The organism is Mesobacillus sp., assembly GCF_057785455.1.
In genome coordinates this window covers 93,061-118,020 of record NZ_JBYNSB010000044.1, presented here as the reverse complement: position 1 = coordinate 118,020, position 24,960 = coordinate 93,061, and the positions used below count along the sequence as shown (strand labels likewise).

Annotated in this window: 33 protein-coding genes and 1 pseudogene; 4 read left to right on the top strand and 30 right to left on the bottom strand. The window is 38.8% G+C overall.

Going from position 1 to position 24,960, the window contains the following annotated elements:
* Window positions 1-60: 60 nt before the first annotated feature.
* The 7 genes from AC3EBE_RS17865 to AC3EBE_RS17835 form a co-directional block, all read right to left on the bottom strand.
* The gene (locus AC3EBE_RS17865; RefSeq protein WP_488596382.1) at window positions 61-1,356 is read right to left on the bottom strand and encodes an IS110 family RNA-guided transposase; all 1,296 of its coding nucleotides are present in this window, start codon (window positions 1,354-1,356) and stop codon (window positions 61-63) included.
* 241 nt (window positions 1,357-1,597) lie between these two features.
* Entirely contained in the window at window positions 1,598-1,984 is a 387-nt protein-coding gene (locus AC3EBE_RS17860) for a VOC family protein (protein WP_488596381.1), read from the bottom strand.
* A 19-nt stretch (window positions 1,985-2,003) separates the two neighbouring features.
* Complete coding sequence (locus AC3EBE_RS17855; RefSeq protein WP_488596380.1) at window positions 2,004-2,873, bottom strand: hypothetical protein; 870 nt, start codon at window positions 2,871-2,873, stop codon at window positions 2,004-2,006.
* 175 nt (window positions 2,874-3,048) lie between these two features.
* A complete protein-coding gene (locus AC3EBE_RS17850) occupies window positions 3,049-3,564 on the bottom strand; it encodes a hypothetical protein (protein ID WP_488596379.1) in 516 nt (171 codons plus the stop codon).
* 356 nt (window positions 3,565-3,920) lie between these two features.
* Window positions 3,921-4,421 carry a QcrA and Rieske domain-containing protein gene (locus AC3EBE_RS17845; protein ID WP_488596378.1) on the bottom strand — a complete coding sequence of 167 codons (501 nt, stop codon included), beginning with the start codon at window positions 4,419-4,421 and terminating at the stop codon, window positions 3,921-3,923.
* Window positions 4,422-4,585: 164 nt separating this feature from the next.
* The gene (locus AC3EBE_RS17840) at window positions 4,586-4,846 is read right to left on the bottom strand and encodes a metal-sensing transcriptional repressor (RefSeq protein ID WP_488596377.1); all 261 of its coding nucleotides are present in this window, start codon (window positions 4,844-4,846) and stop codon (window positions 4,586-4,588) included.
* Window positions 4,847-5,078: 232 nt separating this feature from the next.
* Window positions 5,079-5,330: an SHOCT domain-containing protein gene (locus tag AC3EBE_RS17835; protein ID WP_488596376.1), complete on the bottom strand. Its 252-nt coding sequence runs from the start codon at window positions 5,328-5,330 to the stop codon at window positions 5,079-5,081.
* 209 nt (window positions 5,331-5,539) lie between these two features.
* Between AC3EBE_RS17835 and AC3EBE_RS17830 the strand changes: the two are divergent.
* A pseudogene (locus AC3EBE_RS17830) lies at window positions 5,540-6,002 on the top strand (multicopper oxidase domain-containing protein); the annotation flags it as partial.
* A gap of 159 nt (window positions 6,003-6,161) precedes the next feature.
* On the opposite strand, the gene AC3EBE_RS17825 reads toward AC3EBE_RS17830, so the two are convergent.
* From AC3EBE_RS17825 to AC3EBE_RS17805, 5 genes are all read right to left on the bottom strand, one after another.
* Complete coding sequence (locus AC3EBE_RS17825; RefSeq protein WP_488596375.1) at window positions 6,162-6,446, bottom strand: SHOCT domain-containing protein; 285 nt, start codon at window positions 6,444-6,446, stop codon at window positions 6,162-6,164.
* A gap of 25 nt (window positions 6,447-6,471) precedes the next feature.
* The gene (locus AC3EBE_RS17820) at window positions 6,472-6,657 is read right to left on the bottom strand and encodes an SHOCT domain-containing protein (RefSeq protein WP_488596374.1); all 186 of its coding nucleotides are present in this window, start codon (window positions 6,655-6,657) and stop codon (window positions 6,472-6,474) included.
* A 54-nt stretch (window positions 6,658-6,711) separates the two neighbouring features.
* Window positions 6,712-7,146, bottom strand: a complete 435-nt coding sequence (locus tag AC3EBE_RS17815) for a hypothetical protein (RefSeq protein ID WP_488596373.1) — start codon at window positions 7,144-7,146, stop codon at window positions 6,712-6,714.
* 28 nt (window positions 7,147-7,174) lie between these two features.
* Window positions 7,175-7,417, bottom strand: coding sequence for an SHOCT domain-containing protein (locus AC3EBE_RS17810; protein WP_488596372.1), 243 nt, complete (start codon window positions 7,415-7,417; stop codon window positions 7,175-7,177).
* Between the two features lie 75 nt (window positions 7,418-7,492).
* On the bottom strand, window positions 7,493-7,720 hold the full coding sequence (locus tag AC3EBE_RS17805) for an SHOCT domain-containing protein (protein WP_488596371.1): 228 nt from the start codon (window positions 7,718-7,720) through the stop codon (window positions 7,493-7,495).
* A 249-nt stretch (window positions 7,721-7,969) separates the two neighbouring features.
* Between AC3EBE_RS17805 and AC3EBE_RS17800 the strand changes: the two genes are divergently transcribed.
* The gene (locus AC3EBE_RS17800) at window positions 7,970-9,433 is read left to right on the top strand and encodes a multicopper oxidase family protein (protein WP_488596370.1); all 1,464 of its coding nucleotides are present in this window, start codon (window positions 7,970-7,972) and stop codon (window positions 9,431-9,433) included.
* A gap of 589 nt (window positions 9,434-10,022) precedes the next feature.
* Here AC3EBE_RS17800 and lgt read toward each other — a convergent pair.
* On the bottom strand, window positions 10,023-10,844 hold the full coding sequence (gene lgt, locus AC3EBE_RS17795; protein WP_488596369.1) for a prolipoprotein diacylglyceryl transferase: 822 nt from the start codon (window positions 10,842-10,844) through the stop codon (window positions 10,023-10,025).
* 393 nt (window positions 10,845-11,237) lie between these two features.
* Between lgt and AC3EBE_RS17790 the strand changes: the two genes are divergently transcribed.
* Complete coding sequence (locus AC3EBE_RS17790; RefSeq protein ID WP_214705861.1) at window positions 11,238-11,519, top strand: AbrB/MazE/SpoVT family DNA-binding domain-containing protein; 282 nt, start codon at window positions 11,238-11,240, stop codon at window positions 11,517-11,519.
* 255 nt (window positions 11,520-11,774) lie between these two features.
* Here AC3EBE_RS17790 and AC3EBE_RS17785 read toward each other — a convergent pair whose 3' ends face one another.
* Window positions 11,775-12,404, bottom strand: a complete 630-nt coding sequence (locus tag AC3EBE_RS17785; RefSeq protein ID WP_488596368.1) for a class I SAM-dependent methyltransferase — start codon at window positions 12,402-12,404, stop codon at window positions 11,775-11,777.
* 118 nt (window positions 12,405-12,522) lie between these two features.
* On the opposite strand from AC3EBE_RS17785, the gene AC3EBE_RS17780 reads away from it, so the two are divergent.
* The gene (locus AC3EBE_RS17780; protein ID WP_488596367.1) at window positions 12,523-12,888 is read left to right on the top strand and encodes a hypothetical protein; all 366 of its coding nucleotides are present in this window, start codon (window positions 12,523-12,525) and stop codon (window positions 12,886-12,888) included.
* Between the two features lie 51 nt (window positions 12,889-12,939).
* Here AC3EBE_RS17780 and AC3EBE_RS17775 read toward each other — a convergent pair whose 3' ends face one another.
* From AC3EBE_RS17775 to AC3EBE_RS17700, 16 genes are all read right to left on the bottom strand, one after another.
* On the bottom strand, window positions 12,940-13,173 hold the full coding sequence (locus tag AC3EBE_RS17775; protein WP_488596366.1) for an SHOCT domain-containing protein: 234 nt from the start codon (window positions 13,171-13,173) through the stop codon (window positions 12,940-12,942).
* 14 nt (window positions 13,174-13,187) lie between these two features.
* Window positions 13,188-13,472: an SHOCT domain-containing protein gene (locus tag AC3EBE_RS17770; RefSeq protein WP_488596365.1), complete on the bottom strand. Its 285-nt coding sequence runs from the start codon at window positions 13,470-13,472 to the stop codon at window positions 13,188-13,190.
* 19 nt (window positions 13,473-13,491) lie between these two features.
* Window positions 13,492-13,677 carry an SHOCT domain-containing protein gene (locus AC3EBE_RS17765; protein WP_214705856.1) on the bottom strand — a complete coding sequence of 62 codons (186 nt, stop codon included), beginning with the start codon at window positions 13,675-13,677 and terminating at the stop codon, window positions 13,492-13,494.
* 59 nt (window positions 13,678-13,736) lie between these two features.
* A complete protein-coding gene (locus AC3EBE_RS17760) occupies window positions 13,737-14,171 on the bottom strand; it encodes a hypothetical protein (protein WP_488596364.1) in 435 nt (144 codons plus the stop codon).
* 46 nt (window positions 14,172-14,217) lie between these two features.
* Window positions 14,218-14,466 carry an SHOCT domain-containing protein gene (locus AC3EBE_RS17755; protein WP_488596363.1) on the bottom strand — a complete coding sequence of 83 codons (249 nt, stop codon included), beginning with the start codon at window positions 14,464-14,466 and terminating at the stop codon, window positions 14,218-14,220.
* Window positions 14,467-14,541: 75 nt separating this feature from the next.
* Window positions 14,542-14,766, bottom strand: a complete 225-nt coding sequence (locus AC3EBE_RS17750) for an SHOCT domain-containing protein (protein WP_214705853.1) — start codon at window positions 14,764-14,766, stop codon at window positions 14,542-14,544.
* Between the two features lie 568 nt (window positions 14,767-15,334).
* Window positions 15,335-15,562, bottom strand: coding sequence for a hypothetical protein (locus AC3EBE_RS17745; RefSeq protein ID WP_488596362.1), 228 nt, complete (start codon window positions 15,560-15,562; stop codon window positions 15,335-15,337).
* Window positions 15,563-15,715: 153 nt separating this feature from the next.
* Window positions 15,716-16,720 carry an ABC transporter ATP-binding protein gene (locus tag AC3EBE_RS17740; RefSeq protein WP_488596361.1) on the bottom strand — a complete coding sequence of 335 codons (1,005 nt, stop codon included), beginning with the start codon at window positions 16,718-16,720 and terminating at the stop codon, window positions 15,716-15,718.
* Between the two features lie 29 nt (window positions 16,721-16,749).
* On the bottom strand, window positions 16,750-17,667 hold the full coding sequence (locus AC3EBE_RS17735) for an ABC transporter permease (RefSeq protein WP_488596400.1): 918 nt from the start codon (window positions 17,665-17,667) through the stop codon (window positions 16,750-16,752).
* Between the two features lie 3 nt (window positions 17,668-17,670).
* Entirely contained in the window at window positions 17,671-18,600 is a 930-nt protein-coding gene (locus AC3EBE_RS17730; protein ID WP_214738076.1) for an ABC transporter permease, read from the bottom strand.
* Window positions 18,601-18,698: 98 nt separating this feature from the next.
* The gene (locus AC3EBE_RS17725) at window positions 18,699-20,354 is read right to left on the bottom strand and encodes a peptide ABC transporter substrate-binding protein (protein WP_488596360.1); all 1,656 of its coding nucleotides are present in this window, start codon (window positions 20,352-20,354) and stop codon (window positions 18,699-18,701) included.
* Between the two features lie 243 nt (window positions 20,355-20,597).
* Window positions 20,598-21,962 carry an MATE family efflux transporter gene (locus AC3EBE_RS17720; RefSeq protein ID WP_488596359.1) on the bottom strand — a complete coding sequence of 455 codons (1,365 nt, stop codon included), beginning with the start codon at window positions 21,960-21,962 and terminating at the stop codon, window positions 20,598-20,600.
* A gap of 29 nt (window positions 21,963-21,991) precedes the next feature.
* The gene (locus AC3EBE_RS17715) at window positions 21,992-22,330 is read right to left on the bottom strand and encodes a metal-sensitive transcriptional regulator (RefSeq protein WP_192472109.1); all 339 of its coding nucleotides are present in this window, start codon (window positions 22,328-22,330) and stop codon (window positions 21,992-21,994) included.
* Between the two features lie 12 nt (window positions 22,331-22,342).
* A complete protein-coding gene (locus AC3EBE_RS17710) occupies window positions 22,343-22,975 on the bottom strand; it encodes a nitrite reductase (RefSeq protein ID WP_488596358.1) in 633 nt (210 codons plus the stop codon).
* 16 nt (window positions 22,976-22,991) lie between these two features.
* Window positions 22,992-23,996, bottom strand: a complete 1,005-nt coding sequence (locus AC3EBE_RS17705; protein WP_488596357.1) for an ABC transporter ATP-binding protein — start codon at window positions 23,994-23,996, stop codon at window positions 22,992-22,994.
* The gene (locus AC3EBE_RS17700; RefSeq protein ID WP_488596356.1) at window positions 23,989-24,957 is read right to left on the bottom strand and encodes an ABC transporter ATP-binding protein; all 969 of its coding nucleotides are present in this window, start codon (window positions 24,955-24,957) and stop codon (window positions 23,989-23,991) included. The genes AC3EBE_RS17705 and AC3EBE_RS17700 overlap by 8 nt, the downstream gene beginning before the upstream one ends.
* Window positions 24,958-24,960: the final 3 nt, after the last annotated feature.

Below are 24,960 nucleotides of genomic sequence, written 5' to 3'. Positions count from 1 at the left end.
CAAATATATATGACGTACTTCAACTAAAAACCCACCTGCTACTCTACAGTTGCCACCAAATTATGCGGCCAATCTAACTTCAATTTGTTCTCTCATATGAGGGATATCCTTTAACATTCTTTCTTCACTGAATTCAAATTGTTTTTTGCCTATGGCAAAGAAAATACGAATCAACTTATTGCACAAGGCGATTAACGACTGCATCTTCTTTAACGGATTATCGGGACGCTGGGTATAGTAGACATGCAAAGCCTTGAAAGCTTGGTTCTTGGCAACCATGATCATACACACCCTGAACAGGAGTGCCCTTAGCTTCTTCCTTCCTCTTTTGGTTATCTTGGTTTGTCCCTTATGCTTACCAGAAGTGTTTTCCTTCAAGCTCAACCCTGCCAGTTTGATGATTTGTCTAGGGTGGGAGTACTCTTGTAGATCTCCCACTTCGGCGAAGAAACCGGCAACAGTATCTCTTCCTACACCCTTGATCGCCAACATTTGCTGGACACCAGGGATATGTTCAATCAGGTTATCTATCTTTGAATCTAATTCTTCAAATTTCATTTGGATTAAATCATACTTATCCAGCAGTGTAGTCAACTCAAGTTTCGCCATAGCTGTGCCCTGGCGAAGCCCGATTGATTCTGTCGCTGCACGTTTCAACTCTTGTATCTTGTTCAATCCCACACTTCGGGTAACTGCTTTCCTTAGATGAACCAATAAATCCTGATCAGAATAGCCAATCAGTTCATGTGGTAAGGCTTCCAGCCTTAAAAATTGCAGGGCTGCTTTCCCTTCCCAGCTTTTAAAAACCGTCAAGAACTCGGGAAAATATCGGTCGATCCAGTTGTGAATCTGTCCCTGCACGGTTTGAAGGTCATCAGTCAGTAGATCACGAATTTTTTTCGCCACCCTGAGTTCTGCATAAACTCCTTGTGGAATCGTAGGTTCGGCGTATCTACCATCCTTGACCAGCTGTGCAATGACTCTGGCATCTTTCACATCGTTTTTTGTCGGTGAATTGTCGTCGAGTTCCTTGCTTTTCTTTACATGTAACGGATTAACAGCTACAAACTTTATCTTATTTTCTTTCAGAACGTGAGCTAGGTTTAACCAATAATGACCGGTTGGCTCCATGCCCACAATCACTTTTTCCATCTCCTGTTCCTTTTTCAGTAGAAGGATCCAGTCGAGGAATAGTTGAAATCCTTGCTTCGTATTTTCAAAAAAGCAAGGTGACCCAAACTCCATACCTCTATAGTCCTGCGCGCGTGCGACATGTTTGAACTTCGCAATATCAACACCTATAATTAGAGTCTGAGAAGTAATTTGAGCAATTTTATCATTTTGGTTATAATTCATTACACGGCCTCCTGGTATATGAGTTTTGTCTTTTTCGCTGGCCAGCTTCAGGACTCTCTCATTCTACCAAGAGGCTATTTTTTTATACAAACTCCATTTTCTTTCATTACAGGAATGCTGCTTCGTTTGCTTAATAAGAAATTCAACAAAAAAGGCATTTAATCCTCCTTGGCTTGGATCAACGCATCCTATAGTTGAATAAGAAAGGACTTTATCTTTTATGAAGATAAAGCCCCTTTTCTTAACAAAATATTTCGTGAATGTTTCCATCGGGATCTGCAAAAAAAGCGGTTGTCTGACCCCAAGGCATTTGCGAAGGTTCTTTAATTGGAGTAGCTCCTTTTTCAATAATCTCTTTATAGGATTTCTCCACTTCCTCTGGTGTTTCACAAGGAAAAGCCAATTCAAAAGATTGTCCCTTCTTTACCTCTTTAAAGGAACTGTGTCCGTTAGTAATATCAGACATAATTTCCCTGGAACAAATAGAAAATCTTACTCCCTCATTATTGAACTCAACATAATCGGTAGCTTCGCTTTGGATTGTGAACCCTAAGACATCTCTATAAAAATTAGTCATTCTTACCACGTCATCAGTTACTATTGTTAACAGATTTATTTGAGCTTTCATTTAAAATTTTCTCCTCACATTATTTATTTTCTTTTTCAATCATACTGTGATGGTGCAGAACCCTTAAAGCATCCATTGTCCATATGCTCTTCCAAACTCTGGCTCCTTCTAAATCACAATCCCAATTTAAGACAAAATGTCCATCCTCCGATTGGGTATTAATTTCATTAACTAAACTTTGGATAACAGCCTCTTTAATTGGCAAAAACATTGGACTTTCAGGCGAATGAGCGAAGAAAAACGGTTTCGCACAATAAGTAGTTGACCATTTATCTGCTTCCGTTTCAATGATTTTATTAATATCTTTTTTTAATTGTTTCATAATAATGGACTTGTAAGGTTCATCTGTTCTTATTGCCAAACGAAGTAAACAAAGTGCTTCTAAAAAGTAAAATTGTCTTGGTTCATCTGAAGTGTTAATAGTACCCATAGAAGAAATGGCTATTTCGGTAACATTCCTTAGAAAATCCTCTGGAACCAATTCCCGATACTCATATAAATAACCCACCAATTCAGTACAAGGATTATCTAACCATCCTTTGCTTCTTTGGTTAGGCCTTGCGTGCCAACATTTTAATTCGTGATCATATGAGTCTATTATGTATTGAATGCCTTTTTGCACTACCTCGTCGTCTGGTGAAGCACCAACTTCACTAAGATACTGAAAAGCCATACTGGTATCCATTCCATTTGGAATAACAGAATGCCCTTCCCCCATATTTCTAAATCCGCCATTTTCTCCTTGATACTGTTGTAATACGGAAATTACGTTCTGGGGATTACCATTTTCAAAATGAAAACGAAACACTTCCTGTTCTATGTCTCTTCCGCAATTCATTAGATAACTTCGAGCTTTTTGAAAACTTTCAAAGGATAATGTACGAACCATAAATTCCCTCTAATTTTATATTTTAATAAGTATTCAATACGCCAAATAGTGGTTTTTATCCTTTAATCTTTCATTTTTTTTATTCAACTAAACTGCACCGTTTGTTTAATGAGGAATTCAACTAAAGGGTGCGATAATCCTTCCTGGATCATCGCACCCTTTAGTTGAAGTAAAGCTATTTATAACTTTCTACAATCTCTCCATGTTTATCATATGCAATTACATTTTCAATTTCTGTTTGGAACGTCTCAATACTTGTTGTAATAGTTGTTGGATATACAGTTATGAACGTATTGTTTTTTGCTATAATTTCTTGCTGTTCTCCATTTTTATACTGGATAATAAACTTTTCTACTTCATGTTCATCTGTTTTAATAGCACCATGAATTATTTTACCTACACCTTTAAAATAATTTGCTTGAACAAAAAAAGGTAAGCCGTTTTCTGAATTGAACGTTATTCCAACACTTTGTTTATTATCATATCTGTATCTTCCGTTCTCATAATAGTAAACACCTAAGATATGTTGGTCATTGTCCAAATAATATACTAATTGCCTTTCTTCATCTTGATTCACAACTTCTATTGGGGTTTTCCATTCACTTTGTACTGCTTCTTCCAGTGAATCATAACCTCTATTGCATCCTGACAAGATAAAAAAAATGAGAATAGATATAGTTATCTTTTTCATGAAATCCCCCTATTTGCAGTCAAATCACTCTTGCACCAACCTGCTTCTTTACTTTAAATACATTGTTTCACAAAGTCTTCTATAGCCTTATTTCAATTTTAACATAAATATCCAAACACCTTCATAATAACATACAATCCACTTACCAAATCACCACAAAATCACACACCCTCCAATAATTATTTCCGTCAATGAGAAATGACCTGTGAATTGATGTGTGGTTTTTAAATAAAATTACAATAAACATTGATATAACAAGAAAAACCGCACGGTGAATTCCAATGTGAAAATCCGTGCGATTTGCCATGTGTTTTACTTGTTTGCACCTATGAAGTATACCCGTTAATAAAAAAATTTTATTTTGTTCTTTTAGTCGGACTTAATATTGGAATATAAACTTCGTTATCCTTAACAAATCCTTCAAAAACGTCCAACGGCCTTGGCGGTGGTCCTCCAATATTAATTCCATTTTCGTCGTATTCTCCTCCATGACAAGGACAATAGAATTCAATTCCTTCCGTTACTTTACTTTCTTCCGCTTCACCTGCGATGCAACCTAGATGAGTACATACTGGAGACATAATTAAAAATTCATTTTCCTTCGTTTTGTTCAAATAAACAAAACCCTCCAGATTTTGTTCTGTCCACCCATCCTGGACTGTTACTTTATAAGAAACTTTCTTTGGAAAGGGTCCTTTCTCCAATTCATTTAAAGGACCAATACTTGCCATAGAACTGGTGTCAATATTGCTTTCCTCTTTACTGCAAGCACTTAAACCTGCTGGCATGAAGGAAAGGGCCAAAATCCCTGCTGTCCCTTTTAGAGACTTCCCCAAAAACTTCCGGCGATTCAACATGTATCTCCACCTCCATGTTTTTGATCAAACAATACCAAATAATTTCGCAAAAATTATGAATGAGAAATTTGTACTAATGTAGTCTTTATCTAAGCAGAATGCACCCCTGAGAAAAGGAGTGTAAGTCTATCATTTCACTGATTGATTTCCAATTGTGCAGAAATCTATGAACTTTTTACTAACATATTTACAGCCTCATCTACTGCACTATAGTCTTCTTTTATGGAGTTTTTGTCATTTGTGAGAGAATTTTGGAGATCGTTTGCGACAATATAGGCTATTGCTCTACCTGTGGAACTTCGAATAGAGGACAATTGGTTCACAACATCAGCACATGCTTTTTCTGCTTCCATCATTTTACTAATCCCCCTGATTTGGCCCTCAATTCTCTTAAGTCGATTTACTATTTCCTTGTTATACAACATGCCGTCCCCTCCAACTGTAAATTAAATATCATTATAAATAAAAGGTATGGAGATTTTGTTGAGACTGAGGAATTTTCCACTGATGAGTATTGGTAAAGATTAAAAATAAAAAAAGCGGCTCGTGCCGCTTAAGACAGTATATTTCCGTACTTGGTGCTTCTCGTTCAGAGGGTAGCCCCCAGGTGTGAGACGGTGAGGAGAGGATCCTAAGACGCACCATCCAAGAAATTTGTTACTGCTCTAATTTTTGTTTTAAACGATTGTACTCCTCTTCTAAAATTTCTCCTCTCGCAAGTCTTTCTTTCAATGTCCCCAGTGAGTTATTGCCGTCAGTGTTGGCTGTATTATGATTTGACTTGTTCTTAAAAAGCACCATGGCCACAGCAATAACCGCAATGACTATAATAACCAGCAGTATTCCCATTATTCCTGGACCAAAAAATCCTGTTCCCATCCCATTACCGGGTCCGCCACCATTCATCATAAACTACACTACACTCCTTTCCTGATCTACTCTAACTATTCCCGTATGGGTATTAAGTTAATCGTAGAATTGAAAGGTGAATTACTTAATTCGTTATTAAGTAGTGTTTTAAGACGATGCCATCAACCACTTTTTCTATGTCATAAATCACTAACCATTGTAGTTTTAGTTTCGTTACTAAATCAGACCAGCAGGAAATCTTCCGGTGTTACGGAACCGAAGCAAAAAGCAAGTTCACACTACCAGAAGTACGACATTGAGTACACCATGGATTTGAACACTGAGATGAACAATGAGGGAATGGTTTTTACCCTCAACGGCAAAACATTCCCTATTACTGACAACATCAACGTAAAAAAGGCGATAAAGTACTGGTTAAACTAGTCAACAACTCAATGATGGATGACCATCAATGCACCTGCACGACAACTTTATCCAGTTATTAACAAAAATGGTATAACAGTGGAGGGTTCGCCGATTATCAAGGAGACAATCAATCTTAAACCGGGTGATGAATATGTAGTTGCATTTGAAGCCGATAATCCCGGGAACTGGCTGTTCCACTGCCACGACCTTCACCATGCTTCTGCAGGAATGATCAATCTTTTAAAATATGAAGGATTCAATCCATCCTTTACACCGGATGGCAGCGCAAGAAAGAAGCCAGAATAAAACTCACCATACAAAAAAACGGTTGAGATTTGAACCGTTTTTTATTTTGAAAGACTATTTATCAGGAGAATCCATTTTTTCTGACAATCATTCTACCTCTTAAAATATAACAAGTATTATGGCCATTAATACAAGGTTTATCGCTTCATATCGTCTCTATCAGGATCGGATGGTTCTAAATATTTGCTGGAATTCCTCAAAGGTGATTTCCCCTCTGGCGTATCTCAGCTTTGCCATTTCATCCGCTTCAATTGCCTGGGTATTCCCCGGATTTGGATTGGTGGCTGTCCGGTCTTTGAAAAAAAGGTAGACTCCAACTGCAATCAGCGCAAGGAAGATCAGTGTTGTGAAGTTGAAATATGGCATCACTCCAAACTGACTGTAGCCGGAATGACCATTGAACCCATAACCATTTACAAAAGAACCCATATGTCCGCCCATCATGTTCATCTACTCCTTCCTACTATTATTAAATTAGGTTTTTCAGTTTAGCATACTCTTCTTCAGAAATTTTTCCGGCAGCATACCTTAGATCAATAATCTTTCTTGCTTGATTATCTCCTGTATACTGCGAATCCGATTTTCCAAAGAATTTTTGCAAACCGCCTGTCTTGTACAGGTAAAAACCGATTGCCAGGATCAATAGCGCAAACATCGTTCTTCCTCCCTCAAATTTTTAATTGGAGGCCGGATCAGACCGCCTGTATGTTTATAGTCCTGTAGTTCCCATGCCCTGGAAGTTCCGGCTATTGGCCGCTCCTCCTGTCCCATGCATGCCTTTATACATTTCCTCGATATCCTGATTGCTCAAATCCGGGTGCATTTCCTGCATATATGGCCTCATCTGCCCAAAGTTGATATTCTGCTCATCCATGAATTTTTGCATATCCACAAAATCCCCAGATGCCATCATCTGGTTCATTTCGTCAAGATCGACACCCTGTTCTCCCATGAACTTCTGCATGTCTTCAAAGTTGCCTTCACCCATGATGCTGGACATATTGCTAAAATTAATTCCTTGCTGCTTCATATAATCGAAAGGCCCTGCAGGGTTTTCCTTCGCTGATGCCATATAAAGCCCCGTGCCTCCCGTCGCGATCAGGGCAGCTGCCAATGCTCCGGTAATGATTGTCTTTTTCATCATTGTAAAAACACTCCTTATTTAACGTTTTTTATAGTAAGTTTGTTTTAATTTGTTCGAATTCCTCGACAGTGATTTCACCCCGGGCCAATCTGCCCTTGGCGAGCTCAAGTGCTTCAATGCTCCTCGACTGACGGCTATGCGTTTGGCTGTTTCCTCTGTTCTGGTTGAATGCAAGATATAACAGATAACCGATTGCCAGGAATACAACTAGCATCATCAGTGATCCACCTCCCATCCCAAAGCCTCCAAAGTAACCTGGTCCCATCATCATTTCCTTCTCTCCTTTCCATTTCTTTATACTTTCATTCTCAATCAGAAAGATGTAGAAAGTATGGAGGTAAAGCAATTATTTTAAGAGTGTTTCCTTCATTTTCTGGTACTCTTCTAGGGTGATTTCCCCTTGTGCAAGCCTCATTTTCAATTGTTCCATCGCTTCACTGGAATCAGAACGAATTGGCTGATCCGGTCCCTTCTTGTTTTTCAACAGCAAGTAGCTCAAGAAACCGGCCAGCAGCAAACCCATAAACCAGCCAATCGGTCCGCAGCCAGCAGATGCAAAACCCGGTCCCCACATCGGAATCCCTCCTCTTCATGATGAGTTGTTTATTTCTATGCCTTAAATATAAAAGCAAATCATGTAGAAAATATGTAGAAAACAAAAAAGCAGTTCACCCCATTAACCCTGCGAAAAACCGGAGTGATCAATTATCAGAATACATAGTAATTAACTCTACATACTTTTTGCATATATTCATATTAAAATACAAAAATACCCCCCACCGATTTTAAGTTCAGTGGAATTTGATAAGGAGGTACAGCTTTAATGGATAAATACAATAGAAGAAAATTTCTCTCTTATTCCTTAAAGGGAGCCGCAGGATTAGCAGCTATTTCTCTTGTTCCTGTTGGAGTAAATAAAATTTTTAATAACAATGAAATGATGAATGGGAATGATAGTAGTGGAGTTCCATTCAGCGGCGGCACTCCTTTACCTGTTCCTCCGCTCCTTAAAAATATGAGTTCGATCCCAAGTAAAGCCGAGTTTCAGCTTTCAGCTCAAATAGCTAAAACAGAATTTATCGAGGGGAAAGAAACAGACACTTATGGTTACAATGGAAATTATCTCGGCCCTGTCATTAGAGTCAGAAAGGGTGATGAGGTTTCGATAAAAGTCAAAAACAACCTCAATGAAGAGACAACAGTCCACTGGCACGGGCTTGAAGTAGACGGGGAAAACGATGGTGGTCCTCACTCACGGATTAGGCCAGGTGAAACCTGGAATCCAAAGTTTACCGTCACACAGCCTGCTTCAACATTATGGTTTCATCCGCACTTGCTCCATAAAACTGGAGAGCAAGTTTATAAAGGACTCGCTGGTTTGTTTTATGTAGATGATGATGTTTCAGATAATCTGAACCTCCCAAATGAGTATGGCGTCAACGACATTCCGCTTGTGATCCAGGATAAGAAGCTGGACGCAAATGGAAGGTTTGAATATAGACTGGGCATGCATGACGTTATGATGGGCCTTCAGGGAGGAACCATTCTTGTTAACGGAGCTGTTAACCCTTATCTTGAGGTACCAAGAGGCAAAATGCGCTTTCGTTTGCTGAACGGATCAAATGCCAGGATTTATGAATTGCTTTTTAGCAATAACCAAAACTTCTATCAAGTAGCTAGCGATGGGGGGTTGCTTGAACAGCCTGTTGAGATGACAAAACTAGTGCTCAGCCCAGGGGAAAGAGCTGAAATCATAGTGGATTTCTCAATGTTTAAAGATGGCGATACGGTCGAACTAACAAATCAAGGTACTGAATTCATGAAATTTATGGTAACTGGTAAAAAACAAAAAGACTTTAATATACCAAACCAACTTGCAATAATTGAAAGAATAGATTCATCAAAGGTAGTAAAAACTAGAAAATTTATTTTCCAAGGAATGGGAAGCAATGTCAATATAAATGGCAAACAAATGGATATGGACCGGATGGATGAATATTTAACCTTAAATACTACAGAAATCTGGGAAATCTCCAATGAAAGTACTGGGATGATGGGGGGAATGGCCCATCCATTCCATGCTCATGGAGTACAATTCCAAATTCTTGACCGAGACGGCAAACAGCCTCCAGCAAATGAATCCGGCTGGAAGGACACTATCCTAGTGTATCCAGGGGAGAAGGTCAGGGCGATTGCTACTTTCAAGTATCCTGGAATCTTCATGTACCACTGTCATATCCTTGAACATGAAGATGCAGGTATGATGGGCCAATTTAAAGTGGAATAAAATTCGGTCTTGAATAAGGCGCAGTTAATCTCAAGGGTTACTGTGCCTTTTTCAGATGTTGTGTAAAGAGATCATTCTCCCGCTAACCTAAAATCGAGGGTAGGAAAATCGTAAGCTTCCCAAAATTAACAAGGTAAGCAATATAAATGAAACCGATGAATTAATCATTAAAAGTTTTTATGGCTGTTCATTATTGCCAACTGAGTTGGAATGGATTCCCTTAATTAAAAACTGTGGGTTTGAGCAGCTAGAAATTATAAAAAGTCGTTCAATTCATGAGGAATTGGAGATTATGCTAAATGATGAATTTCTTTTGGAGGATAGTTGGAGAAGTGCCCAAATAGAGGATGAGACCCTGGATTATCATAATAAATTGATGGTTAAGTTCGCGGAACAACTAGGATATCGAGTAATCAAAGCTAAAAAAGTAATGTTAGTGAATTGAATTCAGCTAATTTGAAATGATATCGAACGGAAGTCTACATTCCCTTGGTAAATTACCTTTTAATAGGCTGACAGTATAAAAAGAATAAATAACAATATACAAAACCTCGGATCTTCTTAGAAGGTCCGAGGTTAAATGGGAAAGTTATTTGTCATTCATACCTTCTTTGTAAAACCGGTTTGCCAATCGCTTTTGCCTTCGATACCAGATGAGGAAAAAAGAAAGGCCAATTAAAGCCAGGGACATGACCTGTGCAATTCTTAGTTCATCAGTTGCCATTAGACTGTCCGTCCTCAATCCCTCCACAAAAAACCTGCCCACTGAATACCAAATGAGATAAGAAAGGAAAACTTCTCCCCGTTTGACTCCCAACTTTCTGATGGCAAGGAGTACTAAAAAACCTGAAAGATTCCATAATGATTCATACAAAAATGTTGGGTGGTAATACGCTCCATCTATATACATCTGGTTAATAATCCAGTCTGGAAGCATTAAATCTTCAAGGAAGGTCCTTGTCACCTCTGTTCCATGCGCTTCCTGGTTCATGAAGTTTCCCCATCGACCAATGGCCTGCCCGAGAATAATGCTAGGAGCAGCTATGTCGGCAAGTTGCCAGAAGGAAATTTCTTTTTTTCGCGCATACACTATCGATGTTGCTACCGCACCGATCAATCCTCCATGTATGGCTATGCCGCCTTCCCAGATTGCTAGAATCTGTCCTGGATTCTCCAAATAGTAATCTAGTTTGAACAAAACATAATATAACCTAGCACTAAGGAGAGAAATGGGGATCGCCCAAAGAAGCAAATCTGAAAAGACATCCTGGTGCAACCCTCTTCTTTTTGCTTCTTTTGTAGCGAGTAACCATCCTAAGAAAATCCCAAAGCCGATAATTATGCCGTACCAATAAATAGTGATAGGGCCTAATTCCAATGCTATTCGATTAATTGGTTCAAAGTTTCCCATCTATTTCACCTCTTCTATGTCATTCTCTGTCATCATACCTTGTATTTATGGATTTTGTATGGAGGGGTACAAAGAACATTGTTTTTCCCTTAATCGGCATTAGCTGGAAATATAGAATATTGCTAGCTGATTATAAATGAAGAAACGGCTGTATGCGGACCGTTTCTTCGAGGGGGTTAAGAAGTAACCACCTACATGTTAGAGGATCTTTGTGCAATAACTATGGATATTTAATCATTCTTCTCAACTTTGAATAAACTTTCCTTAATAAATACCGGAATTTTTTATATGCATCAACTTCCTGCATACTTTCTTCTCATTTATTCGATACCATAGGTTAATAAAACTTTGTGAAAATCACAGAGTGGAAATCCTTAATTGGAGTGAGAAGTTATGCTAATCAGGAAACTTTATAATAATGGCCAAATCATCATACCGAAGAAAGTGACACAAGAACTCGGAATTGAAGATGGTCACGTGCTTTATATTTATAACGAAAAAGACACTATCGTGATTGAGAAAGACCACGAAGATAAATACTTAAATCAGGCAACACTATATAATGGTAACTTAACGATACCCTGTGAACTACGTAAACTGCTAAACTGGGAAGGAGAAAATCTCCTGGAAATGGAAGTGAACTCCAACAACAAAATCCGCCTTAAGAAAATTTGATTGTAGGTCCACGCTGAAACACTAACGTATATTAAAAGGAATAATACTTCAGATTCAACCTCGACAGACACAGAAATGACAATTCTACTGTCATGTTCTATACTATGCTTACCTTTTAGCAGGAATGGCATATCCTATTTATTGGTGAATTTCGCTTTCCTAACACAAATATTCAATTGAGAATAAGTCGAAAAAAATTAGAAACACCAAACAAAAAAACGGTTCTGTTCTTGAACCGTTTTTTGTTACATAGATCTATTTATTTGGAGAAAGCAACAGTCTTCTCATTATTGACCCCATTAGTCTTTCTTCGCCAACAACTGACAATCCTGCTGATTTAATGTTTGCCATTGTCTCCCGGTTTATATTTGCTCCCCACATTCGCACTGTTACTGGATTCAGTAAATCCATTACAAGTCCTGCCGCCTTGTTTTCGCTTCTCATATGCTCAAGCATGAGAATCTGTCCGTCCGGTTTGCAAACTCTTCTCAGTTCTCCTAGACCCACAACCGGGTCTGGTACAGAGCAAAACACACAGGTAGATACTACCGTATCAAAGCTGTTGTCCGGAAAGGGCAGTTCCTGGATGTCTCCCTCTATTAGTTCCATTTTATAAGGGGCATTAAGCTGAGAAGCTTTCTGTCTTGCATACTTTAACATATCGCTGCTGAAATCCACTCCAATCAAGGATTGAATACTACTCGGATAATAAGATAGATTCGCCCCAGTCCCTACCCCTGCTTCCAGTACATCACCATAAGCGCCAGCCAGTAGGTCCCTCCTCCAATCTTCACGAATCATCTTATCCATTGTGTCATAGATTTTTGAAACTCGGTTGTATCTTTTTTTAATTTTCTCATTTAATTCCTGATTCAATGAAACCATCCTCTCTGATTACGGATTAGTGACCATTATACTGGCAAACTGTGCACAAAGAATGAATAAAGATATTTCTAGTTCCTTTTTTGAACCTTTATAATATAATTTTAGTGAGGTGAAAAAAATGTGTGTTTCTCATCATAATATCGACCAAATATCATACCATATCGCGGAACAAATCGTTCAGTTCACAATATATCGCCCGTTGCATATTGAATTGATCGGGGAAGGCAGATTTGCCATTGAAGCAGGCCAACCCTTTCCAGCTGAGAACCACGGAGTGATTTCAAAAATCGTACTGGCTGATAAGGGTGGTACCCTGTACCGAATTGAGCCAGATGAAATCGGACTCAAGTTTGCTAGCGGGGAGATCGATTACAAAGAATATTTAAATCAACAGAAAAAGGGAAACCGACAACTAATTGGCCTGACACTAGGACTCATCACTCTGTTTGCAACAGCAGGTTGGGGATTTGTTTCGCTTTTCTAAACACAGTCATTAAAACTGATGAAAAGAAAGCTGCCGTTTGGCAGCTTTCTTTTAGAATAGGTTTTTAGAAATCATTTCATATTCACTTTGAGAAATCTCGCCTTTGACATAACGAAGTTTCAGGGTTTCAGCAGGAGATTCCTTTTGTATTGAATCTTGCTTCTGCTTTTTGAAAGAGTACATAAGGTCAACAATCAGCTTCCTTGTCATCTTGATCAGTCTGAACAGATCTCCAGTCCTCAATAAATAATAGAAGACTATGGCTGCTAATATAAGAGTAATCACTTCATTCACCTCTATTACGATTTAATCCTTAACAAAATTTGCTGGAATTCTTCTAAGGTGATCTCTCCTCTTGCGTATCTTAACTTTGCCATTTCTTCGGCTTCTATTGATTTGATACTCCCAGAATTCGCCTTGGATAAAGACTGGTTTTTCATCAGAAAATATACTCCAATTGCAATTAGAACAAGGAAAATTAAAGTAGACGAGTTAAAATATGGCATCATTCCAAACTGGGTGAAGCCGGATGGACCGCTATATCCATATCCATTTATAAAAGAACCCATGTGACCGTTCATCATTTGTCATTACTCCTTTATATTAAATGAGATTTTTCAGTTTAACGTATTCTTCTTCGGTAATCTTGCCTGCAGCATACCTCAAATCAATGATTTGTCTGGCTGAGTTATGATCTGGAACGTGAGTACCCATCTTCCTAAAGAATTTTTGTAAATCGCCTGTTTTGTAAAGGTAAAAACCTATTGCCAAGATCAACAGCGTAAACATTGTTCCATTCCTCCTGAATTTTGGTATTAAGGGCCGAAAAACCGGCCCTCGGTAAGATTTTATAAGCCCATGTTCCCCATACCCTGGAAATTCCGGCTGTTAGATGCGCCACCCGTGCCATGCATCCCTTTATACATATCCTCAAGATCTTTAGTGCTCAAATCAGGATGCATTTCCTGCATATATGGCTTCATTTGTCCAAAGTTGATATTCTGCTCATCCATGAATTTTTGCATATCATCAAAATCTCCTGATTCCATCATTTGATTCATCTCATCGATATTTACACCCTGTTCACCCATGAACTCCTGCATATTTTCAAAGTTGCCCTCACCTATGATGTTAGCCATATTTTTGAAATCAATTCCCTGCTCCTTCATAAAATCAGCAGGATTAACTGCATTTTCCTTCGCGGATGCCATATACAATCCTGTACCTCCTGTTGCGATAAGGGCTGCTGCTAATGCGCCAGTAATAATTGTCTTTTTCATCATAGTAAACACTCCTATTTTTTATTTTTATAAGGTTTTTTAAAACTTTTTATACAAGGTTTGCTTTCATTTTTTCGAATTCTTCGACAGTGATTTCTCCTCTTGCCAACCTGCCCTTGGCAAGATCAATTGCTTGATTGTTCACTGCCTGGAGTGGAAGCGTTTGTTCACTCCTTCCATTCTGGTTGAAAGCCAGATACAGCAGATAGCCGACTGCCAGGAAAACTATTATCATCATCAAGGATCCACCTCCCATCCCGAAGCCTCCAAAGTTACCATACCCAGGTCCCATCATCATTTCCTTCTCTCCTTTCCATTTCTTTATACTTTCATTCTCCTTTAAAAATTTGTAGAAAGTATGAAGCGAAAACTGTTATTTTGAAACAATGTCTTTCATCTTTTGGTACTCTTCCGGGGTGATGTCCCCTTGTGCCAGCCGCATCTTCAATTGTTCCATTGCTTTACTAGAATCAGGCAGATTCGACCCATCTGATTTCTTCCTGTTCTTCAACAAGTAGATCAGGAGACCAATCAACAGCAAACCAATAAGTAAGCCAATCGGTCCGCAGCCAGCTGCCGCAAAGCCAGGTCCCATCATGCTAGCCCCTCCTTTCTGGTGATGATGTTTGTTTCTGTGCTTTAAATATAAAAGCGAATCATGGAGAAAGTATGTAGAGTGAAAAAATTATAAAGAACATCAAATATAGGAGAATGAATGTATTGTATTTATTGTCCTCACTATTCAGGCTGTTCTCGGAATAACTGAATAACTTAATTTTTATAATAAAAAGATGACCGCTACTGGGACTTAATCAACCTCACTGTTTGCCGTCACTTTATCTTTCTATGCACATTTGTATCCATCCAAGGATTATCATCTGTATGAGTATTTCGTGGAAGGGGTGTATAATACTTGCAATTGATTTAGTAGAATATATCCTATTTTTCTAAATGATTTGTTTGAACTTCTTTCTCGATAACCGGGAGCTTTGAAAGAAAAGCCCAATATATAATAGGCTGGTCGAGTTTTGACAAATCACATTAATGGCTAGAATACAAGCCTGTTATCACCTTGAGCTTATAAATCTACATTAACCATTTTTCTTTCCTGCTGCTTGAAATCAAAAAAAGCGAGACCACTTAAAAAACAGTCCCGCCTTCATTGCTTACTTTTCTGCCATGATAATTTCCTTGAAATCTACTTGTTCTAGTACTTTATAGCATTTATAGGAACCATTATTCTCAAATACAACGATTGCCGGATCTTTCCCAAATGGCTCCCATAAAAAGACTCCAGCTCCCTCACTCCAGCTCCCACATTCACCGTCTAGGAACATTTCCCCTGCTAACAGCCCAAAAACCATTTCGCCGCTTTTCTCCAGTTTTATAAACATATCATCAACCCTCTCATTTTCAATCTACTTTGATATTAATGTTTAATTATGTAGAAAAAATGGAGTTTCTGTACCCTCCTCGTGGAAGCCAGACGGTTATTGGAACTAAGGCTGAATGTCCGAATATTCTGGTAATATTTATCGTAGATAAACTCACTGAAATTGAATTTCATCTACTTTTGGCGCTCTTTGGTCCATCAACCAACATTCAGAATGATGTGTACCTGATAGGATGGTTTTATTAGGTTGATATAAATCACATACCTCCATTGCAAACGGACATCGCGAAGTAAAAGCGCAACCTTTTGGAGGATCATGCAAGTCTGGTGGAGTCCCTTCAATCACGTTTAATTGTTGGTTTTTTTCTAAATCAAGATGAGGAACTGATTCTAGCAATCCAATCGTATAGGGGTGTTTTGGATTATAAAAAATTTCGTTTTTCGTTCCACTTTCGACTATTTTACCGGCATACATGATATTCACTCTATCTGAAAACCTTGCAACCACCCCTAAATCATGCGTAATCAGAATGATCGCCATACCCATTTTCTCCTGCAGGTCTTTTAATAAATCCAAAATCTGTGCCTGGATAGTAACGTCAAGAGCTGTTGTTGGCTCGTCAGCAATTAACAGATCAGGTTCGCAAATCAAAGCCATTGCAATGGCAACTCGCTGCCTCATTCCTCCACTTAGCTGATGAGGATAGGTTGTACAACAATATATAGGATCCGGGATTCCAACTAGACTAATGATTTCAATTGCCTTTTCTTGAGCTAACTTTTTACTATAGCCTTTATGAACGATTAGCCCCTCCGCAATTTGGTCACCCACCTTCATTGTCGGGTTTAAGGAAGTCATGGGATCCTGGAATACCATACCGATCTTTGCCCCACGGATTTTGGAAAGCTGTTTTTTCTTCATTGTGATGATTTCATCCCCGTTAAATAAAATGGACCCCTCGGGGATGGAACATGTTTTCTCAGGAAGCAGTTTCATAATACTTTTAGCAGTAACTGATTTCCCAGACCCGGATTCTCCGACAATTGCGAGGACTTCCCCCTTGTTCACATGAAAGGAAACCCCACGAACAGCGTAGATATTCTGTTTTTTTGAATGAAAATGAACCTGCAGGTCATTAACTTCTAGTAATCTTTTCACATTTATCACCCTTTCATTGAGTAAAAGAGTTATTTTCTGAATTTCGGATCCAGCGCATCCCTCAGACCATCACCCAATACATTAAATGAAAACATCGTTAATGAAATAAATAATGCGGGAAAAAACAGCCTCCATATTTCACCTGTCAATAAGGTGACGAGACCTTCTGATGTCATCGTTCCCCAGCTCGCAAGCGGTACAGGAACACCTAGTCCAAGAAAGCTTAAAGTGGCTTCCGCAAAAATTGCACCAGGAACAGATAATGTCATGCTCACTATTATAGGGCCCATAGCATTTGGAATAAGGTGCTTAAACAAGACCCGAAAAAAACTCCCTCCTAATACTTGGGATGCCATTACAAATTCAGATTCTTTCAATCTCAGTATTTCACCGCGAACTAGACGCGCCATTCCAATCCATCCCGTTGCAGCCATTGCAATTATAATAGTGAGTAATCCAGGCTTTAATACGACCATCAATAAAATTGTCACCAGCAAATGAGGCAGTCCATAAAGTATATCTACGATTCTCATCATCACTTCATCAGTTTTTCCGCCTTTATATGCTGCGATTCCTCCCCATATAATTCCGATTATCAAATCCAAAACTACTGCTGTTATACCAATAAAAAGGGAAATTCTTGCTCCTACCCAGGTCCTGGAAAATAAATCTCTACCTAAATCATCCGTTCCAAACCAATAATCAAATGATGGAGGGAGATTGGAATTTAACAGATTTTGATCTGAATACGAATAGGGAACCAGCATTGGACCTATAATTGCCATTACGATCAAACCAATATTAATGGCAAGTCCAGTCATAGCAAGCTTGTTTTGCCCCAGTATGCTTATCGCATCTATCCAAAACGATTCACTAGGTTTACTATCGGCCTTTTCTTCTTTGTTTTTTTTCCTTAGAACAAAAAGATCGTCTGGCACTTGCTGCATCATCTATCCCCTCCTTTTGATAAGTTTTATTCTTGGATCGATCAGAACGTATGCAAGGTCGACTAATATAATAAAGAATATTAATATAGCACTATAAAAAACAGTCGTTCCCAAAATTAATGGATAATCTCTATCAGTGATGCCCTCAACAAAATATTTCCCCAAGCCTGGAATACCGAAGATTTGTTCTATGACAAAGCTTCCAGTCAATACTGTAGCTGTAATGGGACCAAGTATCGTTACAACTGGAATCATTGCATTACGAAGTACATGCTTAAAAATAAATCTGAAACCAGTCACTCCTTTAGCCATGGCAGTTTGAATATAATCCATCGAAAGTACTTCTAAAATACTTGATCTAGTAAGTCGTGCAATATAAGCCATCGGTGTAACAGCAAGAGCAATGCTTGGCAAAACGGAGTGTTTCCATGTACCCCATGTTGCGACAGGGAACCATTGCAGCTTTATAGCAAAAAAATTGATTAATATTGTAGCAAAAATGAAGCTAGGGACGGAAAGGCCAAGTATGGCAATAATCATCGAAAAATAGTCAATTGCACTATTGTGACGAAAAGCTGCGAGAATACCTAAAACGATACCAAAGAATGCAGCTATAAGAATGGCTTGAATACCTATCATGGCCGAAACAGGAAATCCGTTAGCAATTAATTGGTTAACTGTCTGGTTATCCCATTTGATTGAAGGACCAAAGTCCATCAATAATGCTCCCTTTAGATATTTAAAATATTGTATAAACAAGGGATCATTAAGTCCATAATGCTCTTTTAAGTTTTCAACTACCTGCTCTGGAATGCGATTTTCACTTGTAAAAGGATCACCGGGTATTGCGTACATCAATAAAAAGGTAAGCGAAATAATGACAAATAAAGTTAAGATAACACTAATAATTCTCCTGGTAATAAATTGCCGCATATTCCCCCTCCTTTATGATTTTAGGCAAAACAACTGAAAAAGTGTACTCATTGTACACTCTTTCAGCATTCTAGCCGCTTAGCGTGCCACCATTTTTACTACTTAACAATTGCCTCCCGGAAATCAATTGCCTGAATTGTATACTGATAGACTCCTTCGATATAGTCCTTTTGCAAGTAAACTTTTGTACGGTAATAAAGTGGGGAAATTGCCATTTGGTCTATTAGAACCTTTTCAGCTTCGACCAAATACCCCGCTCGCTTCTCCAGGTTCAATTCCGCTTCTGCTTTTTCCATTAATTGATCGTAATCAGGAATAGAAATGTTGCTATAGTTATAGACATCCCCACTCATGAATTGTCCCATTAAATTGCTTGCATCATCATAGTCTGCGCCAGTACTGTACAAAGCTAATTGGTACTCACCGGCTTGAACATTTTGAACAAATACCTTACGTTCCATCGTTTGGAGCTCTGTATCAATTCCTAAGTTTTTCTTCCACATTTCCTGCATTGCTTGAGAAAGTTTATTGTAAGTATCGTCTGTATAAAAAAGCAGATTAATTTTAGGCAATGTAGAAAGCCCCAGTTCTTCGAGTCCTTCTTTCAGAAGTTGTTTTGCTGTGTCTAAATCATTATCCTTAAACAAGGAGTCTCCAGCTAATTCCCTGAATTCTCCTGCACCACTGCTCAATCCTAATGGTATTAAACCAAGAGCGGGAACTTCTCCTCCCTGTGTCACTTTTTCGACCAAAAGTTTTCTATCAAGGGCAAGCCCTAATGCTTTACGGATTTTTTCATTTTTAAAAATTCGATCCTCATGATTAAATCTTATATAAGCTAAACTTGCGCTTGGCGCTGTTTTTGCTTCACCTGAAGCGATTAATTTACTTCTTATTGAATTTGGGATATTGGCAGAAAAATCGAGCTCGTTCGATTGGTACATAGCATATTCAGTATTTTGTTCATTCACCATTACCCACTTTAACTTTTCAAGCTTAACCACATCCTTGCCCCAATAATTTTCATTTGGAACCATAATTAATTCTTGGCCGTGTTTCCAACTCTCAATTTTAAAAGGTCCGTTAGAAACAAAGGTTTCAGCTTCAGAAGCCCACTCTGGATTTGCTTTATCCGTTTTTTCATGGACAGGTAATAATGTAAAGAAAGCAGTTAAACCTAAGAAAAAGGAAGTAGGTTTTTCTAAAGTAACCTCCAGTGTATATTCATCAACAGCCTTTACCCCTAGCTGGGATGAATCCTTCAATGATCCTTCATTGTATGCTGCTCCATTTTTAATAAAGAACAAGTTACTGCCAAGAGGTGAAGCTACTTCTGGACGTAAAACCTTCTCCCACGAATAGACAAAATCCTTAGCAGTCACAAGGTCACCATTTGACCACTTAGCATTCTTATTAAAATAGAAAGTATAAACAGTTCCGTCATCAGAAATGTCCCACTTTTCTGCAACACCAGGAACTATGTTTCCTTCTTTGTCCAATCGGATCAAACCCTCGAATAATTGATTTGAAATATCCCCTGCAGTCTGGTTATCAATCAGTGCTGGTTCAAGACTAGGCGGTTCACTTAACGCATTGACTGTAATAACTTGCTCTTTATTAGAACTGCTTGTTTTTTCTTCATTCTTTTCTTTATTAGCAGGAGTATTGACTTGACTATTATTACAGGCACTAAATACTAATATCAGTACACAAAGTAAGCTGAAAAATGATAAGCGTTTCCCAAAATTAAGCATTGTGTTTCCCCCTATTATGTTTTAGACCCGAAACCTCATCATTCCAAGTAAACCTCTTGAAATCTATAAGCAAAACCTCCTACTGTTCTCAATATACATTACCCCTCTATAGTATATGTGAGTGCAGAATTAAAATAACTTTTAATAGCCATTAATGGATGGTCAAGAAATTATAAATAGAATTTTCAAAATTAGAAATGTAGATTAATACATACAGCGATAAATAAACTTATAAAAATTGATTCAGTTAACCCCTAAGTTTTTTTCTTCTATTTTTTTAAAGTGTTTTTTAAATTGATAAAACAAAAAAGCTGCCCTTGCATATAAATCAATCGCAATTGAAATCCATATTCCCGCTATCCCCATGCCGAAATGTATCCCAAGGATATAAACTCCGATTATCCTAATCACCCACATACCAAGTGCGGTGCTGTACATCGGACTTTTAGTGTCTCCGGCACCCTGAAGTGCACCTGCTAAAACTAAACCCACAGCCAATGCAGGCTGTGCAAAAGCATCAATTTTCAGCGCGGTTACAACCATGCCTCTAGCATGTAGGTCCGTAGTAAACCAGGAAGCAAACCATGGAGATAAAAAGAACAACACCAAGCCAATTAATGACATAAATCCAATTGCTAATCCCGTAGTTAAAAAACCAAATTCATATGCGTCCCTATACTGTCTAGCACCGATCCTTTGGCCAACAAGGGTGGTGGCTGCTATTGCAAGACCGTAACCCGGCATATATGAAAATGTTTCAATATTCCCTGCAATTGTGTGGGCAGCATACGTTTCTGCCCCTATTTTCACGATCAGGCCAAAATAAACCACCTGGCCAAGACGCATAATTAATCTCTCAATTGCTGCAGGGGCAGATAATGTTAAGATAGCAAATGAATCTCCTTTGGAAGATTCGCCAGAGAAAGAAAAAGAAACCGGAGATTTTTTTATATGATGATACAACGCAGCTGACCCCAAAAGCCTTACAATGACAGTTGCCCAAGCTGCTCCAGCTACACCAAATCCATCCAACTTAAATAAGCCAAAAATCAGGACATAATCTAGACCAATATGAATTAAATTGATCCACCAGCTTACTTTCATAGGTGTTTTTGTATCCCCAGCAGCCCTTAGTATGCTGCCAAAATTGAACATCAATGAAATAAAGACGGACGGAATTCCAACAATCTGTAAATATATGGACCCATCTCTTAAAACATCTGATTCTGCTCCCATCATTTTAAGCAACGGTTCACTAAAAAAAACGGAAATGATACCGAATATCATTCCCGCCAAAATAGAAATAAAAGTGGATTGCCTGGCAATCGATTTTGCTTTTTCGATGTCGCCTGATCCGATGCTCCTGGCAATTAGCGAAGAAGTTCCCACCCCTATTGCCATAAAAATTGCAATATAAACGGCTAAAACCGCATTCGCTATCCCAACAGCTGTCACTTCGTTTAAACCGAGTCTGGCAACAAACAGGGTATCCACAAAACCGACCACCATTTGCAAGGTATTCTCAACCATAGCTGGAATAGCTAAAGCTAAGATGATACTAATCTTTTGTTTCGTACTTTGTTTACCAGCGGTCTCTGGTTGAGCCACCGAAAATCCCTCCCGGTTTTCTTTCTCTATTACTTTTTCAGCAACCTCTGGAAGGTAACTAGGACCTCATCAATGACTTCAGTATCTCCTTCATTGATCCTTTCTAGGACGCAGCTTTTTAAATGTCCTTCAAGAAGAAGACTTGCCACGCTGTTTAAAGCAGATTGGATGGCGGATAATTGAGTTATCACATCGTCACAGTAGGTATCATTTTCAATTAATCTTTTAACTCCACGGATTTGTCCTTCAATCCGATTTAGCCTTGAATCAAGGTTCTTTTTTATTTTTTCTGAATGATGGCTCTTTCGATGATTTGTAGAGCAACCAGTTGGTGGTAATACTTGTTCATTAGCCGCCTCTACACCCATGTCCATTCCCCCTTATACCTGACTTATATTTTCAATGAGTTCTTCTTTTCCGAATCTCTTTAAAAATTTATGGAAAGGCTCTCGTTTCTTCCCTTTTTCCCCATATACCCTAATAATTTCTTCGACTGTAGTATAAAGTTCTTCAGGATTTAGATTTTCCTTAAATAAGCTTCCTGCCTCGGCATCCTCTCCTTTTGTTTTCCCGCCAATATAAAGATTATATTGATTCCCATTTATTTTCATAACTCCAATATCATTAACCAAAGGCTCTCCACAGCCAACAGGACAGCCGGTGTATGCTGGTTTTAGGGTAAACGGAACAGGTTTTCCGGCAATTCTCTTATTAAGTTCGGTTGCGACAGGCATTCCCTCTTCCTCTGCACCTTTACAAAAGTTGCAGGTTCTAAGGCTCTTTACAAAATTGCCGACCGGGTAGCAGTGTAACCCGACTGACTCAAAATCCGTAATAATTTCATCCTTTTTACTTTCAGGAATGTCAATATAAAGCTGCTGGAAGGTTGTAAGCTCAAGCTCCTGGTCGTCTTCCATATATTTTGCAAGTATTCGAAGCTGATTAGCAGTCAGTTTGGACCCGAAATCAATGCCGCCATTAACAGCGACTTTTATTTTCTTTTCGTTGTTCAATTTAAAACTCCCTTTCCTAAGAAGTTTTTTCAAGTAGATTACTATGGCAGTGACAAGATACTGCATGGCCCGCTCCTAGAGATTCCTGTTTCGGCATTTCACTGTTACAAATATCCTCCTGGTATGGACATCTTTTTACAAATGGGCATCCTGCTGTCTCTTCGGTTGCATCTACTTCACCATCTAGAATTAACTTTTCTCGATTTTGGATAAAGTAATTGAGATCTTTTACTACCGAAACTAGTGCCTTTGTGTATGGATGTGAAGGAGACTGGATGATTTTCTTGGTTGGCCCGACCTCGATAATTTTACCCTGGTACATGACAGCAATTCGGTCACACATATAACTTGCTGTCGATAGGTCATGTGTAATCAGCATCATGGTTAGGCCCATTTTCTTCTTAAGTTCGAGAAGGAGGTTTAAAATACCTGCTCGGACAGAAACATCAAGCATAGAAGTAGGTTCATCAGCTGCAATAAATAGTGGTTCCAGAATCACAGCTCTTGCTATAGCAATCCTTTGCCTCTGCCCGCCACTCAGCTGGTGTGGAAACCTCTCCATATAGTCTTCAGCGGGCCTCAGCTCAATTGATTCAATCGCCTCTTTCACCCTTCGAACTTTCTCATCATGTGGGAGGTGTTTTTCGTGGGCATTGATTGGTTCCATTAAAATGTCCATTATTGTCATCCCAGGATTGAGAGTATCATATGGATCCTGAAAGATCATTTGCATTTTACTTCTCAACCTGTTTGTCTCTGAATCACTTAATTTGCATAAATCTCTTCCTTCAAAAAGGATTTCCCCGCTGGTTTCCTTCATCAGCCGCATCACCATTCGCGCTGTTGTAGTTTTTCCACAGCCACTTTCCCCGATGATCCCTAGAATTTCCCCTTTTTTAATCTCAAAGCTAACATTATGGACGGCGTAAACATTTTGCAGTTTCCGGTTTAAAATCGATCCAGTTTTTTTTACAAAAGTTTTCTTCAAATCTCTTACTTTCAGTAAAATTGAATTATCCATTTTCCTCCTCCTCAAGAAAGCATGCGGAAAAGTGGCCGGTCTTTACTTCCCTGAACTCAGGTGTTTCTTTTCTGCAGCGGTCAAAGGCAAACGCACATCGAGTATGAAACCTGCAACATTGTGGAATGTTTACTAGATTAGGAACACTGCCTGGTATCGAAATCACTTCCCGATCAGGATCGGACAGGTCAGGAGTCGCTTGTAATAAAGCCTTTGAATAAGGATGTCTTGTATCATTCAATATATCCTCTGTTGAGGCAAGCTCAACAATTTTCCCTGCATACATGATTGCAATTTTGTCGCAAATAGCAGTGACCATCGGCAAATCATGTGAAATTAGGATTACTGATAAATCCATCTTTCTCTGAAGGTTTTTAATTAATGCTATAACCTGTGCCTGGGTTAATACATCTAGTCCTGTCGTTGATTCATCGGAAATTACCAGTTTGGGAGAACAAGCAAGGGACATGGCAATGGCCACGCGCTGCTTCATCCCTCCGCTGAATTCGTGGGGATAGCTTTTCCATCGGTCACCATCGATTCCGACAAGCTCAAGTAGGGTCATCGTCCGTGCCAGTGCTTCTCTTTTGCTTACTCTTTCATGGAGCAAAATGGCTTCCATAATTTGATCGCCTATTGTATAAACGGGATTTAGTGCATTCATCGCACTTTGTGGTATGACAGAAAGATCCTTCCATCTTAAAGAATTTAGTTCAGAATCGGAGGCTTTAAGCAAATCCCTGCCATTTAAATGAACACTTCCAGCCACCACTTTTCCGGGAAACTCTATTAATCTTAGAATCGATTGGGCAACGGTCGTTTTCCCGCATCCCGACTCTCCAATCAGTCCAAGCATTTCTCCCTCTTCAACAGAGAATGAAACGTTTTCTACAGCACGGGCAATTCCCTTTTCGGTTTTAAAGAAAGTCGAGAGATTCTCTACAGTTAATACAGCAGTCATATG

Coding starts and splice junctions, on each gene's coding strand:
- AC3EBE_RS17865 (WP_488596382.1), bottom strand. CDS start 1,356: ATGAATTATAACCAAAATGATAAAATTGCTCAAATTACTTCTCAGACT.
- AC3EBE_RS17860 (WP_488596381.1), bottom strand. CDS start 1,984: ATGAAAGCTCAAATAAATCTGTTAACAATAGTAACTGATGACGTGGTA.
- AC3EBE_RS17855 (WP_488596380.1), bottom strand. CDS start 2,873: ATGGTTCGTACATTATCCTTTGAAAGTTTTCAAAAAGCTCGAAGTTAT.
- AC3EBE_RS17850 (WP_488596379.1), bottom strand. CDS start 3,564: ATGAAAAAGATAACTATATCTATTCTCATTTTTTTTATCTTGTCAGGA.
- AC3EBE_RS17845 (WP_488596378.1), bottom strand. CDS start 4,421: ATGTTGAATCGCCGGAAGTTTTTGGGGAAGTCTCTAAAAGGGACAGCA.
- AC3EBE_RS17840 (WP_488596377.1), bottom strand. CDS start 4,846: ATGTTGTATAACAAGGAAATAGTAAATCGACTTAAGAGAATTGAGGGC.
- AC3EBE_RS17835 (WP_488596376.1), bottom strand. CDS start 5,330: ATGATGAATGGTGGCGGACCCGGTAATGGGATGGGAACAGGATTTTTT.
- AC3EBE_RS17825 (WP_488596375.1), bottom strand. CDS start 6,446: ATGATGGGCGGACATATGGGTTCTTTTGTAAATGGTTATGGGTTCAAT.
- AC3EBE_RS17820 (WP_488596374.1), bottom strand. CDS start 6,657: ATGTTTGCGCTATTGATCCTGGCAATCGGTTTTTACCTGTACAAGACA.
- AC3EBE_RS17815 (WP_488596373.1), bottom strand. CDS start 7,146: ATGATGAAAAAGACAATCATTACCGGAGCATTGGCAGCTGCCCTGATC.
- AC3EBE_RS17810 (WP_488596372.1), bottom strand. CDS start 7,417: ATGATGATGGGACCAGGTTACTTTGGAGGCTTTGGGATGGGAGGTGGA.
- AC3EBE_RS17805 (WP_488596371.1), bottom strand. CDS start 7,720: ATGTGGGGACCGGGTTTTGCATCTGCTGGCTGCGGACCGATTGGCTGG.
- AC3EBE_RS17800 (WP_488596370.1), top strand. CDS start 7,970: ATGGATAAATACAATAGAAGAAAATTTCTCTCTTATTCCTTAAAGGGA.
- lgt (WP_488596369.1), bottom strand. CDS start 10,844: ATGGGAAACTTTGAACCAATTAATCGAATAGCATTGGAATTAGGCCCT.
- AC3EBE_RS17790 (WP_214705861.1), top strand. CDS start 11,238: ATGCTAATCAGGAAACTTTATAATAATGGCCAAATCATCATACCGAAG.
- AC3EBE_RS17785 (WP_488596368.1), bottom strand. CDS start 12,404: ATGGTTTCATTGAATCAGGAATTAAATGAGAAAATTAAAAAAAGATAC.
- AC3EBE_RS17780 (WP_488596367.1), top strand. CDS start 12,523: ATGTGTGTTTCTCATCATAATATCGACCAAATATCATACCATATCGCG.
- AC3EBE_RS17770 (WP_488596365.1), bottom strand. CDS start 13,472: ATGATGAACGGTCACATGGGTTCTTTTATAAATGGATATGGATATAGC.
- AC3EBE_RS17765 (WP_214705856.1), bottom strand. CDS start 13,677: ATGTTTACGCTGTTGATCTTGGCAATAGGTTTTTACCTTTACAAAACA.
- AC3EBE_RS17760 (WP_488596364.1), bottom strand. CDS start 14,171: ATGATGAAAAAGACAATTATTACTGGCGCATTAGCAGCAGCCCTTATC.
- AC3EBE_RS17755 (WP_488596363.1), bottom strand. CDS start 14,466: ATGATGATGGGACCTGGGTATGGTAACTTTGGAGGCTTCGGGATGGGA.
- AC3EBE_RS17750 (WP_214705853.1), bottom strand. CDS start 14,766: ATGATGGGACCTGGCTTTGCGGCAGCTGGCTGCGGACCGATTGGCTTA.
- AC3EBE_RS17745 (WP_488596362.1), bottom strand. CDS start 15,562: ATGTTTATAAAACTGGAGAAAAGCGGCGAAATGGTTTTTGGGCTGTTA.
- AC3EBE_RS17735 (WP_488596400.1), bottom strand. CDS start 17,667: ATGCAGCAAGTGCCAGACGATCTTTTTGTTCTAAGGAAAAAAAACAAA.
- AC3EBE_RS17730 (WP_214738076.1), bottom strand. CDS start 18,600: ATGCGGCAATTTATTACCAGGAGAATTATTAGTGTTATCTTAACTTTA.
- AC3EBE_RS17725 (WP_488596360.1), bottom strand. CDS start 20,354: ATGCTTAATTTTGGGAAACGCTTATCATTTTTCAGCTTACTTTGTGTA.
- AC3EBE_RS17715 (WP_192472109.1), bottom strand. CDS start 22,330: ATGGGTGTAGAGGCGGCTAATGAACAAGTATTACCACCAACTGGTTGC.
- AC3EBE_RS17705 (WP_488596357.1), bottom strand. CDS start 23,996: ATGGATAATTCAATTTTACTGAAAGTAAGAGATTTGAAGAAAACTTTT.
- AC3EBE_RS17700 (WP_488596356.1), bottom strand. CDS start 24,957: ATGACTGCTGTATTAACTGTAGAGAATCTCTCGACTTTCTTTAAAACC.